This window comes from Ruegeria sp. HKCCA0370 (genome assembly GCF_013033705.1).
GTDB lineage: Bacteria > Pseudomonadota > Alphaproteobacteria > Rhodobacterales > Rhodobacteraceae > Ruegeria.
Genome location: NZ_WQEP01000022.1, coordinates 1 through 14624, shown reverse-complemented (window position 1 = coordinate 14624; position 14624 = coordinate 1). Strand labels below are relative to the sequence as shown.

Annotated in this window: 10 protein-coding genes; 9 read left to right on the top strand and 1 reads right to left on the bottom strand. The window is 56.7% G+C overall.

Going from position 1 to position 14624, the window contains the following annotated elements; genetic code table 11:
• Window positions 1–186: 186 nt before the first annotated feature.
• Window positions 187–942 (bottom strand): helix-turn-helix domain-containing protein, encoded by a 756-nt coding sequence (locus GOW31_RS21635; protein WP_171172774.1) that lies wholly within the window; start codon window positions 940–942, stop codon window positions 187–189.
• 1389 nt (window positions 943–2331) lie between these two features.
• Between GOW31_RS21635 and GOW31_RS22220 the strand changes: the two genes are divergently transcribed.
• The 9 genes from GOW31_RS22220 (at window position 2332) to GOW31_RS21595 (ending at window position 14321) form a co-directional block, all read left to right on the top strand.
• Window positions 2332–2466 (top strand): hypothetical protein, encoded by a 135-nt coding sequence (locus GOW31_RS22220; protein ID WP_256368257.1) that lies wholly within the window; start codon window positions 2332–2334, stop codon window positions 2464–2466.
• Between the two features lie 201 nt (window positions 2467–2667).
• Complete coding sequence (locus tag GOW31_RS21630; RefSeq protein WP_171172773.1) at window positions 2668–3252, top strand: ANTAR domain-containing response regulator; 585 nt, start codon at window positions 2668–2670, stop codon at window positions 3250–3252.
• On the top strand, window positions 3249–4418 hold the full coding sequence (locus tag GOW31_RS21625) for an ABC transporter substrate-binding protein (protein WP_171172772.1): 1170 nt from the start codon (window positions 3249–3251) through the stop codon (window positions 4416–4418). Before GOW31_RS21630 ends, GOW31_RS21625 begins: the two co-directional genes overlap by 4 nt.
• Window positions 4419–4688: 270 nt before the next feature.
• Window positions 4689–6053: a CmpA/NrtA family ABC transporter substrate-binding protein gene (locus tag GOW31_RS21620; protein WP_171172771.1), complete on the top strand. Its 1365-nt coding sequence runs from the start codon at window positions 4689–4691 to the stop codon at window positions 6051–6053.
• A 71-nt stretch (window positions 6054–6124) separates the two neighbouring features.
• The gene (locus GOW31_RS21615; RefSeq protein WP_171172770.1) at window positions 6125–7207 is read left to right on the top strand and encodes an ABC transporter permease; all 1083 of its coding nucleotides are present in this window, start codon (window positions 6125–6127) and stop codon (window positions 7205–7207) included.
• A 5-nt stretch (window positions 7208–7212) separates the two neighbouring features.
• Entirely contained in the window at window positions 7213–8892 is a 1680-nt protein-coding gene (locus GOW31_RS21610; protein WP_171172769.1) for an ABC transporter ATP-binding protein, read from the top strand.
• 4 nt (window positions 8893–8896) lie between these two features.
• Window positions 8897–11332 (top strand): nitrite reductase large subunit NirB, encoded by a 2436-nt coding sequence (gene nirB, locus GOW31_RS21605; RefSeq protein WP_171172768.1) that lies wholly within the window; start codon window positions 8897–8899, stop codon window positions 11330–11332.
• Complete coding sequence (nirD, locus tag GOW31_RS21600) at window positions 11329–11661, top strand: nitrite reductase small subunit NirD (RefSeq protein ID WP_171172767.1); 333 nt, start codon at window positions 11329–11331, stop codon at window positions 11659–11661. The genes nirB and nirD overlap by 4 nt, the downstream gene beginning before the upstream one ends.
• On the top strand, window positions 11661–14321 hold the full coding sequence (locus tag GOW31_RS21595; RefSeq protein WP_171172766.1) for a nitrate reductase: 2661 nt from the start codon (window positions 11661–11663) through the stop codon (window positions 14319–14321). Before nirD ends, GOW31_RS21595 begins: the two co-directional genes overlap by 1 nt.
• Window positions 14322–14624: the final 303 nt, after the last annotated feature.

Genomic DNA, 14624 nt, shown 5'->3' with positions numbered 1-14624 from the left:
TCTGTTTCTTTACCCTGGGCGGCAGTCCGGAAGCGGACATTCGAAGTAGGTGCAGCAATCTGCTGGTTTGGGCTCAAACCGGTCATCTGACGGTTTTGGTTGGTCCATACAGCTCTAATGACGGCAAAGCGGACGAAGCTGCCGTTCGTTGCCGCCGCTGAAATGACAGCTTAAGTTGACGATTGCTTAGACTTCGGTCACGCTCCAATCGTCCTCGATAGCTGGTGGAGCACTGTCCTCCAAGCAATCCAAAACTTCGTTTGGAGGTGGGATATCTAGGTATGCTACTGCAGCAAATAATGCCGTTGTTATTGCCATCCATGCCTGCCAGCCAGCAAGTGTCTTTGTTGCTTCATCAAGAAAGATGTCCAGCCGGCTACTCTCAGAATTCTGACGAACGGCCTCTCGCAGTTCCGCATTCTCTCGCTCAAGCTTCGCAATGTAGTCGATCAGCACATCGTAGTCCGACGAGTTTGCGCTCTTTGCAATACTTAGGAGTGTCAATGGGATGACTTCTAAGGCATCTAACCCTTCTGGTAGCCGATTGATACCAGTTTCACTCAGCAGTATCGCAACAGCTTGGGATATTTGATTTGCGCTTGATGATAGTACCCGTCGGGTTGACTTTGGCTTAGATGACAGCCGCGTTGCGGTTGCCGCTATATCTTTTGCGCTCGTACCTGACTCACCTCCAAGTCTATCTCTTTTCTTGTAGTACCGTAGATTGAAATGAAATCTTACGCCAAGTGCGCTCTCAAGGTCGATCAAAGTCGCGGCTGATGGGAAGTTTTTTCCGGTTTCATAGCTAGAAATAGAACTGGCGCGATCCGGGTTTTGAAATGCCATTTCCGCGAGTTCCCGTTGCGTAAGACCCAATTGCAGTCTAGCGCCTCGAAGTTCTCGTCCAAACTCAACGGTAGGTATCTTTCGTTCGTTGGGCATCTAGTTCAAATCCGCTTAGTAACACCGAAATTACTGCCATCGTCATACAAGTTTTTGTCGTCTTCTTAAATGCCGCGCTTGCTCAAGCATTAAAGCCGACGTTCATGCCTGGCGCAGCATGTGACACTCTGGGCTCGCAACCGACATTTGGTCATTTCACTCAGACTATTGACGGACACGTAGGGGTCAAGGTCGGCAAAGTGTTGTAAGCAGCCTTGTGCACTCGCAGCTACCGGATCACTCGGCTATATCCGCTCAGGGCTCGATACGGTCATTCGCCGTTGTCCGCTCGAACGTCCGCTTCTACGCCAACGGTCGGCCACTTCATCAATGTCAACAATCGGTCGTCAGCCGGTCGGCCTACCCGCGCTCGAATTCAATGGTAGCGGTTCACTTGGCGTTGCATCTGGATGCAATGACGCAAGATACGCACAACTGGGTGGATCATGGTTACTGCGTGTTCGGTGCGAGTGTGCCAGGTATTTGAAGCCTTACGAAGCATTGCGACCTCCCATTGATGACGTCACGTTAACCTGGATGAACGAGAGGTCCTGTGAACTGGGACACAGAGCGCCATTACAAGTTTCTGCCACCCGGTAGCACCAGCTACCAGTCTTCAGCACCCGGAACGTCTCGCCAGCGGTCGTCTCAGCGCCAGTTATGGGTTCTCTAGCGGTATAGTAAGCTCTGTCCCGCCAGCGGCAGTGAACGATCGATCTAGCGATCAAAACGCCCAGTGCTCACTGTTAGAAATGCCCCATGCTGACCCTCTAACGCTCCATTCCGCCCGTCGCTTCGCTAAGCAGAATGCCCCCGAAACCGCCCCAGTTTCTCAGGCTAGTGGGAAAAGTTGATAGGTTTCATCGGTCGGCAAGGTTTCCTACCACCCCAGCCAATTTCCATGAAAAGTCGAGAAAATAAGACCTTTTCCAAGCTCATCTTAGACAATGTGTCTCAGTCGCCCGAAACTGTGACAGAGGGTGTAACACAATCCTTTGCGAACTATGCGCGCAAGCGCTCTAGCTCGTCCCATCAGAAGCCAAAACACTGCGCCGGCCCTTACCTCATGCGAATGGGTCGGGCATTCCATTGCCGCAAACGCCTTCCCAGGGCGCTATCAAACTTTCAATCAAACTCATCTCTGTACCTTTCCCTGCGTACCGACCTCCCGCTCGACGCCGTGAAACGAGCCGCCAGGCTTCTCACGATCTATGAGCGAATGGAGAAAGAAATCGTGTACGCCCACGCCTCTCAAGACCTGAGCCCTGCTGACTGAAGATCTCCCAGCGGAACTGGTAGGGGTCCTGGCAGAACAAAGCAGGATGGGCAGCTTTGAGCCTCCCCAACTGAACTGGTCCACCGTTATGTTTAGGAAACGGAGGACTGAGAATGGCAAACAAGCGACCGAAGCCAGAAGAGGTAGATTCGAAGTTGCGGCAGTTTGAACTTCTGATGGGGCAAGGTATGCCCCGTCTTGATGCGATCGGACAGATCAGAGTTGTTGAAAAATCCTACGACCGTTAGAGCAAGTGAAAAACACAAGGTGCGATGCGAGACGCCACTGCAGCGCTCACCGCAGACTTCTTTGATGCCATGTAGAAAAACTGTGCAGGCATTCCGCTAAATGTGGAAATACGCTGAAATAATGGGCGAACCGGCAGCCTGGTGAACAGATTATTGGCCTTGGAATTGCGATCAATGAATCTTGGGCTCAGTTGAGACTCCATGAATCAACATCTTACCGTCGTTGTAGTCGAACAGAACCAAGAGCGTGCTTTTGCGATCGTAGATGCCCTAAAAGAGGCTGGAGACGTAGACGTTTATGTAATCGGCAATGTCACCGGGCTGGCACGTAAAATTGCAACGCATAGCCCGGACATTGTCCTGATCGACATCGACAATCCATCGCGGGATATGCTGGAAGAGCTCACCGTTGCTTCAGGTCCATTGGAACGTCCCGTGGCGATGTTTGTCTCGAGCGCTGCGGGCGGGTTGGCGAAAGCCGCAGTTGAGGCCGGGGTATCGGCCTATGTCGTCGACGGTTTGCAAGCCGAGCGCATTAAACCTGTGATCGATACCGCTATTGCCCGGTTTCAGGTGTTACGTCAGATGCGGACCGAACTGGCCGAAACCCGCCGTGCGCTGGAAGAGCGCAAAGTGATTGACCGAGCTAAGGGCTTGTTAATGAAGGCCAAGGGCGTTTCGGAAGATGAAGCCTATGCCCTGCTCCGTAAAACCGCGATGAATCAGAATCGCCGGGTTGCCGAGGTGTCCGAAGCCTTGGTCACAGCATCAGGTTTGTTGTCATGAGAACGGTAACCCTGCCTGTCGCCTATATGCCTTTGGTTGATGCCGCTCCACTGATCGTGGCACGCGAGATGGGGTTTGACCACGCCGAAGGCATCTCGTTGGACCTGCGACCGGCTCCATCTTGGTCGTCTCTGCGTGATATGCTGGCCTTTGGGCACGTGGACGCGGCACATCTGCTGTCACCCGTCCCCGTTGCAATGGCTTTGGGTCTTGGAGGCATTGCGACACCGTTATCCGCCGTGTCTGTCCTGTCGCTCAATGGCAATGTCATAGGTGTTGGAACTCAATTGGCTGGGCGGTTGACCGACCAAGGCTACGGCTTCGATTTCTCCGATGCTGCTGCAGCTGGGGCTGCACTGGCACAGGCCGCCGGCGACGTTTTGGTGTTCGGTGTACCTTTTCCGTTTTCGATGCATGTTGAATTGTTGCGTTATTGGGTCGCTGGAACCGAACTGGCCTCGAAACAAGTCGAAATCCGAACCGTCCCGCCTCCACTCATGGCGCAGGCGCTCGCAGGTGGCGAGATCGATGCCTTCTGTGTGGGTGAGCCCTGGGGCTCATTCGCTGTAGACGACAGTGTCGGTACACTGCTGTTGCCCGGCAAGGCGATCTGGTCCTGTGCACCTGAAAAGGTGCTGGCGGTCAGAAACGACTGGGCCGAAACCGAACCACATTTGCTGGGCAGCCTTATGCGGGCCGTTTGGCGCGCAGGACGCTGGCTTTCGAACACGGACAGCCGAACAACTGCATCCGAGATGCTATCGCGTAAAACCTATCTCAACGTCTCACCCGAGCTGATTGACCGAGCGCTGATGGGCGAATTCACTATATCGGCCCGCGGCGAGCAGCGCCATGTCGATGGGTTTGTCGAGTTTTTTGACGGCGCTGCCACCTTCCCATGGCGCAGTCAGGCGAAATGGGTTGCGCATCAATTGGCGAAACGAAACGGGCTGGACGCCGGAACTGCGGAACGACAATCCGCAAAGGTCTTTCGCAGTGATCTCTATCGTCGCGAATTGCAAGGGCTTGGTGTGGAAACACCCGGCGCGTCCGAGAAACTTGAAGGGGCGTTACCCGAGTCGACGGCGGTTGCCTCGACCAATGGCAGCCTGATTCTGTCTCGGAACGTCTTTTTCGACCGACGCATTTTCGAGCCAGCGGGGTAAGTCTGCACAAAATTTTTGCAGTGCAGCATCTGTTATTGCTGCGACGCAGAATTTTCGAGGTGAAAACGCTGAAAATTGATGACGCGCCGCTGCGTGACTGGCTAAATCGGAACATCGGAAGGCAACGACGCCCACCGACGGAATTCGCCCATAGTCCAGGGCACCTCACAAGAGCAAAGCCGCTCGACCATCCGCCACCTCCTCCCGGCGGACTGTGTCGGCGGCTTTTTTGTTTGCCCAACGGGTTGGGCTGAACCGAAAGGGAACGAGATGAAAAAGCTTCTTTTAGGCCTTGCTGCGACGACGGCGCTTGTGTCACCGGCACTGGCCGAACTGGAACTGGAAAAAGACGAGCTAACGTTTGGCTTTATCAAACTGACTGACATGGCGCCGCTGGCTGTCGCCTATGAGAATGGGTACTTTCTTGACGAAGGCCTGTTCGTGACGCTGGAAGCACAAGCCAACTGGAAAGTGCTGCTGGATGGCGTGATCGACGGGCAGCTGGATGGCGCGCACATGCTGGCCGGGCAGCCTTTGGCCGCGACCATCGGATACGGCACCGAGGCGCATATCATCACACCATTTTCGATGGACTTGAACGGCAACGGCATCACCGTCTCGAACGAGATTTGGGAAGAGATGAAGCCGAATATCCCGGTGATGGAGGATGGTCGTCCCCAACACCCTATCAGCTCCGAGGCGCTTGCTCCGGTCGTCGAGAAATACAAGTCCGAAGGCAAGCCCTTTAACATGGGCATGGTCTTCCCCGTTTCGACCCATAATTACGAACTGCGCTATTGGCTTGCCGCCGGTGGACTGCACCCCGGCTACTACAGCCCTGACAACGTAACCGGCCAGATCGGCGCAGATGTGTTCCTGTCAGTAACGCCACCGCCGCAGATGCCTGCCACGTTGGAGGCCGGCACGATATACGGCTACTGCGTGGGCGAGCCTTGGAACCAACAGGCTGTGTTCAAGGGTATCGGCGTGCCGGTCATCACGGACTATGAGCTGTGGAAGAACAACCCTGAGAAGGTCTTTGGCATCACTGCCGAGTTCGCAGAAGAGTATCCTAACACCACGCTGGCCGTGACCAAGGCCCTGATCCGCGCCGCAATGTGGCTGGATGAGAACGACAACGCCAACCGCCCCGAGGCGGTCGAGATCCTCAGCCGCGCGGAATATGTGGGCGCAGATTATGACGTGATCGCCAACTCGATGACCGGCACATTCGAATACGAAAAAGGCGACAAGCGCGAAGTTCCTGATTTCAACGTGTTCTTCCGCTACAACGCGACATACCCGTTCTATTCGGACGCGATCTGGTATCTGACACAGATGCGCCGCTGGGGTCAGATCCCTGAATCCAAGCCCGACAGCTGGTATGACGAGGTTGCCAAATCTGTCTACAAACCCGAGATCTATCTGGAAGCCGCGCGCCTGCTAGTCGATGAAGGCCTGGCGAATGAGGCCGACTTCCCCTGGGACAGTGATGGTTACAAAGCGCCCACCCCGGCCGAGGATATCATCGACGGCATCACCTATGACGGCCGCACCCCCAACGCCTATCTCGAAAGCCTGTCCATTGGTCTGAAGGGCGATCAGAAGATCGTCGGCTCGGACGTGCAAGGCTAATCCCATGCGTCGCGCCCGGTATCAGTCGGGCGCACACCCCAAAGTGCCCCGCCATCGCAAGGACACATCAGATGACAACGGTCGATCCCGAATTCAACGCAGACGCCGCCAAAGAGGCGCGTCGCACCCGCCTGTTCACTCGCATCAACGCCGCCGACAAATGGTTCCAGGTTCTTGGCCTAAGCTGGGCCACCCCGGTCCTGAAAGCTGCCGCCGGAGACAACCCCCGCGCTCAGATGACCGAAATCTGGCGTCTTCTGGTCGTCCCCCTGCTGTCGATCTGCGCCTTCCTGCTGCTTTGGGGGACGCTCGCCCCGAAAGTGCAAACTTCCCTCGGCGCCGTGCCAGGCCCAGCTCAGGTCTGGGCAGAAATGGTCAACCTCAACGAGGACGCACAGGCCAAGGCCGCCAAGCGCGCCAAGTTCGAGGCAATGGTTGAGAAACGGAACCAGAAGCTGATCGATACGGGCCGCGCGGACGAGGTCAAACAAGTCGCCTACACCGGCGCGCCGTCTTACTACCAGCAAATCTGGACCTCTATCAAAACCGTGTTCTTCGGGTTTCTGATCGCGACCGTTGTGGCCGTTCCCCTTGGGATCGCTGCTGGACTGTCGCCGACCGCCAATGCGGCGCTGAACCCGCTGATCCAGATCTTCAAACCGGTCTCACCTCTGGCATGGCTGCCGATCGTGACCATGATCGTTTCGGCCGTCTACGTCACCAACGACGGTTGGTTCGCCAAGTCCTTCCTGATCTCGGCCATCACCGTGACCCTGTGTTCGCTTTGGCCGACTCTGATCAACACCGCGCTGGGTGTGGCGACCATCGACAAGGACTTGGTGAACGTCTCCAAGGTTCTGAAAATGAACACCTATACCAAAGTCACTAAGCTGGTGCTGCCTTCGGCGTTGCCGCTGATTTTCACAGGTTTGCGCCTGTCGCTGGGTGTCGGCTGGATGGTTTTGATCGCGGCTGAAATGCTGGCGCAGAACCCCGGTTTGGGCAAATTTGTCTGGGATGAGTTCCAGAACGGTTCGTCCAGCTCGCTTGCCAAGATCATGGTTGCGGTCTTCACCATCGGCATCATCGGTTTCCTGTTGGACCGGGTGATGTACGCACTGCAATCCCTCTTCACATTCACGAACAACCGGTGAGCGCGATGAGCATCCTGAGCTTCAAAAACGCAACGAAATCCTTCGGTGAAGGCGCCGCGCGCACGGATGTGCTGAAAGGCATCGATCTGGACGTGCAGAAGGGCGAGTTTCTGGTGATCCTCGGCTTTTCCGGCACCGGAAAAACGACCCTGATTAACCTCATGGCCGGTCTGGATACTCCAACTGGCGGAGAGGTCACGTTCAGAGGAACTCCGATCAAGGGGCCGGGCCCGGAACGTGGCGTAGTATTTCAGAACTATTCACTGATGCCTTGGCTGACGGTCAGCGGCAATGTGGGACTGGCGGTCGATACGGTCTTTCCAGGCCTCGGCAAGACTGAGAAGGCCGAGAAGGTCGCGCATTATGTGCAGATGGTGGGTCTCAGCCATGCTGCCACGCGCCGCCCGGCGGAACTGTCGGGTGGGATGCGTCAGCGGGTCAACGTGGCGCGTGCCTTGTCGATGAACCCCGAGGTTTTGTTGTTGGATGAGCCTCTGTCGGCGCTCGACGCGCTCACCCGTGCCAATCTGGCGGATGAGATCGAACACATCTGGGAGGCCGACAAAAAGACCTGCGTTCTGATCACCAATGACGTGGACGAGGCGATCATTCTGGCCGACCGGATCATCGCCTTGAACCCCGATGGTACGTTGGGCCAGGAATTCCGCGTATCGATCCCGCGCCCTCGCGAACGCGGTGCAATGAACAACGACGAGACGTTCAAGCGCCTACGCTCCGACGTCACCAAGTACCTGATGGATGTGGGGATCGAAGCCAAGGTCGAAGGTTCGCGCATCTTGCCCGATGTGACTCCAATTCACGGTGTGCCGGCTGCGGTGGCTGAGGCGCAAAAGGGGATGATCCAGGACCGCTTCCTCGACTTCTCGCAACTGCACAAAGTGTACCCGACACCCAAAGGCCCTCTGACCGTGGTCGAGGACTTTGACCTGAAAATCGACAAGGGCGAGTTCATATCGCTGATCGGCCATTCAGGTTGCGGAAAATCTACGGTTCTGACCATGGCTGCGGGACTGAACGATATATCGAAGGGCGCGATCAAGCTGGATGGTCGTCATGTCGAGGGGGCTGATCCAGAACGCGCCGTGGTGTTCCAATCCCCCAACCTGTTCCCATGGCTAAATGCCAAGGAAAACGTCGCGATCGGGGTCGACAAAGTCTATCCCAAGGCCAGCATCGCCGAGCGTCAGGATGTCGTTGAATACTATCTGGAACGCGTCGGTCTGGCCGATGCGATGGACAAATCCGCAAGCGACCTGTCGAACGGCATGAAACAACGCGTCGGCATCGCACGCGCCTTTGCCCTATCGCCCAAGCTGCTGCTGTTGGATGAGCCCTTCGGGATGCTCGACAGTCTGACCCGTTGGGAATTGCAGGAAGTGTTGATGGAGGTCTGGTCCCGCACCAAGGTCACCGCAATCTGTGTGACCCATGACGTGGATGAGGCGATCCTGCTGGCCGATCGCGTGGTGATGATGACCAATGGCCCACAAGCGACCATAGGCAAGATCACCAAGGTCGACCTGCCGCGCCCGCGCACCCGCAAAGCGCTGTTGGAGCATCCGGACTACTACGCCTACCGGCAGGAGGTCCTCGATTTCCTCGAAGAATACGAACACGGCGCCAAGCCAAAAACGCCCGCCCCCAAGGCGATTGCAGCGGAGTGAAACCATGAAACAAAGACTTGTTGTCATCGGCGCAGGCATGGCCTCGGGCCGGGTGCTAGAACACCTGACCGACGCCGCGCCGGATGCGTTCGACATCACCCTGTTCAACGCCGAGCCCCGCGGGAACTACAACCGCATCATGCTGAGCCCGGTTCTGTCGGGTGAGAAGACTTATGAAGAGATCGTCACACATGATGACGCCTGGTACGCCGAGCGGGGGATTGCTTGCCGGTTCGGTGAGAAAGTTGCAAAGATCGACCGCGAGATGAAAGTTGTCGAGGGCGAGCACGGACACCTTCCCTACGACAAGCTGGTGATCGCAACCGGGTCGAACCCGTTCATCATCCCCCTGCCCGGTCATGATCTGGAAGGTGTCATCGCCTATCGCGACCTGGAAGACACCCAGCAGATGATGGACATGGGCCCCGACAACAAGGTCGTCGTGATCGGTGGCGGCTTGCTGGGGCTTGAAGCTGCGGCGGGCATGGCCGCGCACGGCGTTGACGTCACCGTGGTGCATATCATGGGCCACTTGATGGAGCGTCAGTTGGACGAAGCCGCAGGCTACCTGCTGAAGAAGTCGCTGGAAGACAAAGGAATCAATATCTGCCTACAGGCGAACTCCAAGGAAATCCTTGGGCAAGATGGCAAGGTCCGCGCACTTTTGCTGGACGACGGGACCGAGCTGCCCTGTGATCTGCTGGTCATGGCCGTTGGCATCCGTCCCAATACAGCGCTGGCGCTGGAGGCCGGTCTGGCCACCGGGCGTGGCATTCATGTGGATGACCAAATGTTGACCTCGGATCCGGAGATTTACGCTGTGGGTGAGTGCGTCGAGCATAACGGAGAGGTCTTTGGTCTTGTCGCGCCGCTCTACGATCAGGCGAAAGTGGCGGCGCATGCCTTGTTGGATAAAGAGGTCGCGTTTGAGCAAAAAACTCTTTCAACAAAGTTGAAAGTCACCGGCTGCGATCTGTTCAGCGCTGGCGATTTCGCGGATGGACCGGGGCGTGAGGATATCGTCTTCCGCGACCCATCGCGGGGCGTCTACAAGCGTCTTGTGATCGAACAGGACCGTCTGATCGGCGCTGTCATGTACGGTGACACGGCCGACAGCGGCTGGTTTTTCGGCCTGATCCAGGATGGCACCAGCATCGAAGACATGCGTGAGACGCTGATCTTTGGCCCGGCCTACCAGGGGGGCGACACCGCGGACCCTCTCTCAGCCGTTGCAGCATTGCCGCCTGAGGCGGAGATTTGCGGCTGCAACGGCATATGCAAAGGCGACATTGTCGAGGCGATCCATTCAGGGGCTGGCGATCTGGGCGCGGTGCGGGCAAGTACCAAGGCCAGCGCTTCCTGCGGAACATGTTCGGGTCTGGTCGAACAGGTCCTGCAGGTCACTTTAGGCGATGCGTTCCAGATGCCAGCGGCACAACCGATCTGTGGTTGCACCGACCTGACGCATGAAGATGTACGCCGTCTGATCAAGGGCCAAGAACTAAAAAGCCAGGCCGCAGTCTGGCAGGAACTCGGCTGGAATACGCCCAACGGCTGTCATGTCTGCCGCCCGGCGATCAACTATTACCTTCTGGCGGATTGGCCACTGGAATATCAGGATGATCCACAAAGCCGCTTCGTTAACGAACGCAAACACGCGAATATTCAGAAAGACGGTACGTTCAGCGTCGTGCCGCGCATGTGGGGCGGGATCACCACGCCCGAAGAACTGCGTGCCATTGCCGACGCCGCCGACAAGTACGACGTGCCAACCGTAAAGGTCACCGGCGGCCAACGCATCGATCTGCTGGGCGTGAAGGGTGAAGACCTGCCTGCGATCTGGTCGGATCTGAACAGGGCCGGTCTGGTCTCGGGCCACGCCTATTCCAAGGGCCTGCGGACAGTCAAAACCTGCGTCGGAACCGATCATTGCCGGTTCGGCACGCAGGACAGCACCGGCCTCGGCATCAAGCTTGAGAAAATCCTGTGGGGGTCTTGGACTCCGCATAAGCTGAAGCTGGCCGTGTCGGGCTGTCCTCGCAACTGCGCTGAGGCGACTTGCAAGGATATCGGCGTTGTCTGCGTGGACTCAGGCTATCAGATCAGTATCGGAGGGGCCGCCGGTATGGACGTGAAAGAGACCGAATTGCTGTGCCAGGTCCAGACCGAAGGCGAAGCGATTGAGGTGGTGATGGCCGTCACGCAAGCCTATCGCGAAGGCGGCAAATATCTGGATCGAATGTATAAATGGCTAGGCAAGGTCGGCATGGACTGGGTCAAAGCTCAGGTCGTGGACGACCTTGAAAACCGCACCGCCTTGGTCGCCAGGTTCGAGCTGTCGCAAAGCATCTACCGTAAAGACCCGTGGGCCGAACACGTCAAAGAAAAAGCGCAGACCTACGCGCCGATTGCAGATTTCACACTGGAGGCAGCGGAATGAGCTGGATCGACATCGGACATATCGACGAGGTTCCCTTACGCGGGGCGCGGTTGGTGAAAACCCATATCGGCTGCATCGCCGTATTCCGTACTGCTGAGGTTGAAGTGTACGCCGCAACCAATAGCTGCCCCCATAAGGGTGGCCCGTTGTCTGAAGGCATCGTCCACGGCCAGTCGGTCACCTGCCCCTTGCACAACTGGGTTTTCGACTTGAATACGGGCGAGGCCCAGGGCGCAGATGATGGTCGCATCACCACCTACCCCGTACGTTTGGAAGATGGGCGCATCCTGCTTGACGACAGCGCCGTCACCCGGCGGAGTGCGGCCTGATGGACGGAACTGGCCTGCCAGAGGTCCGGTCAACCTGTGCCTATTGCGGCGTCGGCTGCGGTGTTCTTTTGCGCCCCGATGGTGCCGGTGGTCTGACAGTGCGGGGCGACCCGGACCACCCGGCGAATTACGGGCGTCTATGCTCGAAAGGGTTGGCTTTGGACGAAACCGTGGGTCTAGACCACCGGTTGTTGGCCCCACGCGCGTTCGGCCAGGACACCAGTTGGGATAACGCACTGCAATTGGTTGCCGATCGCTTTTCGGCCACGATCAGAGAGTTCGGACCGGGCAGCGTAGCTTTTTACGTCTCGGGCCAATTGCTGACCGAGGATTACTATGTTGCCAACAAGTTGATGAAAGGCTTCATCGGCTCAGCCAATATCGACACCAACTCGCGGTTGTGTATGGCGTCAACTGTAGCCGGGCATAAACGCGCCTTCGGAACCGATACAGTGCCCGGAACTTATGAAGATCTGGATCACGCTGACTTAGTTGTGCTGGTTGGTTCAAACCTTGCCTGGTGTCATCCCGTTCTCTATCAGCGGGTCATGGCGGCGCGTCAGGCGCATGGCACGAAGATCGTGGTCATTGACCCGCGCCGCACAGCGAGTTGTGATCAGGCGGACCTTCATCTGCCGCTTAAGCCAGGCAGCGACGTAGCGCTTTTCAACCGATTGCTTTGCAGAATTCACCACACCGGCCATGTATCCGCCGAATTCCTGGAACGAAGCAATGGGTTCTCTGAAGCCCTCGAACTGGCGCAGCTTGACGATCCTGACGAGACGGGGCTCAGCCCATCTGAGATTGAGGCGTTTTGCGATTTGTGGATCGGTACTGAGCGGGTCGTTACGGTCTTTAGTCAGGGTGTAAACCAGTCTTCCAGCGGTACCGACAAGGTCAATGCGATCTTGAATTGCCATCTGGCCACCGGTCGAATTGGTCGCGAAGGGATGGGGCCGTTCTCGGTCACAGGTCAGCCTAACGCCATGGGCGGTCGAGAGGTGGGTGGTCTGGCCAATACGCTCGCTTGCCATCTGGACATAGAAAACGAGGACCATCGTCAGGCGGTTAAACAATTTTGGAATTCGCCCAACATCCCTCGGAGGCAAGGATTAAAAGCGGTCGATCTGTTCCGATCCATCGAAGACGGTCAGATCAAGGCGCTCTGGATCATCCACACCAACCCTGCGGCTACCATGCCGGACGCGGACAGAGTGAGCGCAGCTATCGAAAACTGCCCATTTACAGTTGTCAGCGACCTTACCGCGCGGACAGATACCGCGCGTATCGCAGACGTGCTGCTGCCTGCGGCGGGATGGGCAGAAAAATCGGGGACTGTAACCAATTCAGATCGCACGATAAGCAGACAACGTGCCGTTTTGAGGCCTCCGGGGCAAGCCCGCTCGGACTGGGATATCTTGGCCGAGGTCGGCCGTAGGATGGGTTGGGAAGAGGCATTTAACTACGAGTCTCCGGCGCAGATTTTCAGAGAATACGCGAGCATGACCTCACTTGCGGCGTCTTTTGGCAAGGACTTCAATATTACCGAGTTGTCCGACATTGGGGATGAAGACTATGATGCGCTGAGCCCCACACAATGGCCAACGACACTTGGTGCGACCGACAAGCGGTTTTTTGGCGATGGACAGTTTTTTCATCCTGATGGCAAAGCGCGTATTGTTCCGGTTTCTCACAAGCCGCCCAAAGTGGAAACCTGTGCACAATTCCCGTTTCTTTTAAACACAGGGCGAAACCGGGATCAGTGGCATACCATGACACGGTCAGGTTTGTCGCCTCGTTTATCAGCCCACCTTTCCGAACCTTATGTTGACATGAATCCAACAGACGTTGATCGGTTGGGCCTTAGCGCCGCAGATTTGGTCCAACTCGACAGCTCAGTTGGAAGCGGTGTCTTTCGCCTGCGAATCTCGGAAGCTGTCGCACCCGGGCAAGTGTTCGCACCAATTCACTGGACGGGCGAAACGGCACCTTCAGCCCGTGTGGATGCGCTTGTTCCAAGTGTGACTGATCCGATATCTGGACAGCCTGAAAGCAAGGCGACGGCTGTTTCTGTGCGGCTTCTGAATGCTTCCTGGTACGGCTTCGCCATTTCCGTCGATGCGGCCTTGCCTACGGCAGAATACTGGGCAATCAGCAAAACGGACAAAGGCCACAGGATGGAGTTGGCGGGCAAGCAGGACATCGACGATTGGGAACACAAAGCCCGAGAGTGGTTTGGACTACCTGATGCCATGGTGACTTCAATCGAAGACCCCAAGCGCGGCTCGCATAGGATCGCGCTGTCAGACGGACAGCGCCTCTTGGCGGCGCTTTTCATCTCCCGCCAACCTATCACTCTGATGCGAGACTATTTGGCAAGTTTGCCTGAGGTTTCGCTCATTCAGATACTGTCTGGCCGGTCATCTGCTGCTTCTGAAGACTGTGGACCAATTGTCTGTTCGTGTTTCGGGGTCGGACTAAAAACCATCATCGGCGCCATTCGCGACAAACGTTTGATCAATGTGGACGATATCGGAGATGCCCTTAAAGCTGGAACAAACTGCGGTTCATGCCGGCCAGAGTTGGCTGAATTGGTCGCGGAGCATTCGAAGTTGAACCGCAATACACCGAAGAGTTTCTCGCAAGAACAGTTAGGATAGACCAGGGTTTTGGAGCTGGACAGAGGTCGGTTTTGTTTGGTTATCAAGGTAGGAGCGGTTTCCGTCCACTCGAGACCCAAAACCTGGTTGAGCGTGATTCAACGGTTCGGGCAATTCGGTGGAAGGATGGCGTCGTCCTGCGCTCCAAGCGCCAATATATGCTTTCTGAGCAATTTCGTGTCCTGCGACTGAGCAGCCTCATCTGACTGGTCCAAATTGATTGTTAGTGCATTGTCGGCCTGCGATCCATTGGTATGATGGTTTCGGGCGCTGGCGGGCGATAGCCCAGTGCACTGTGGGGCC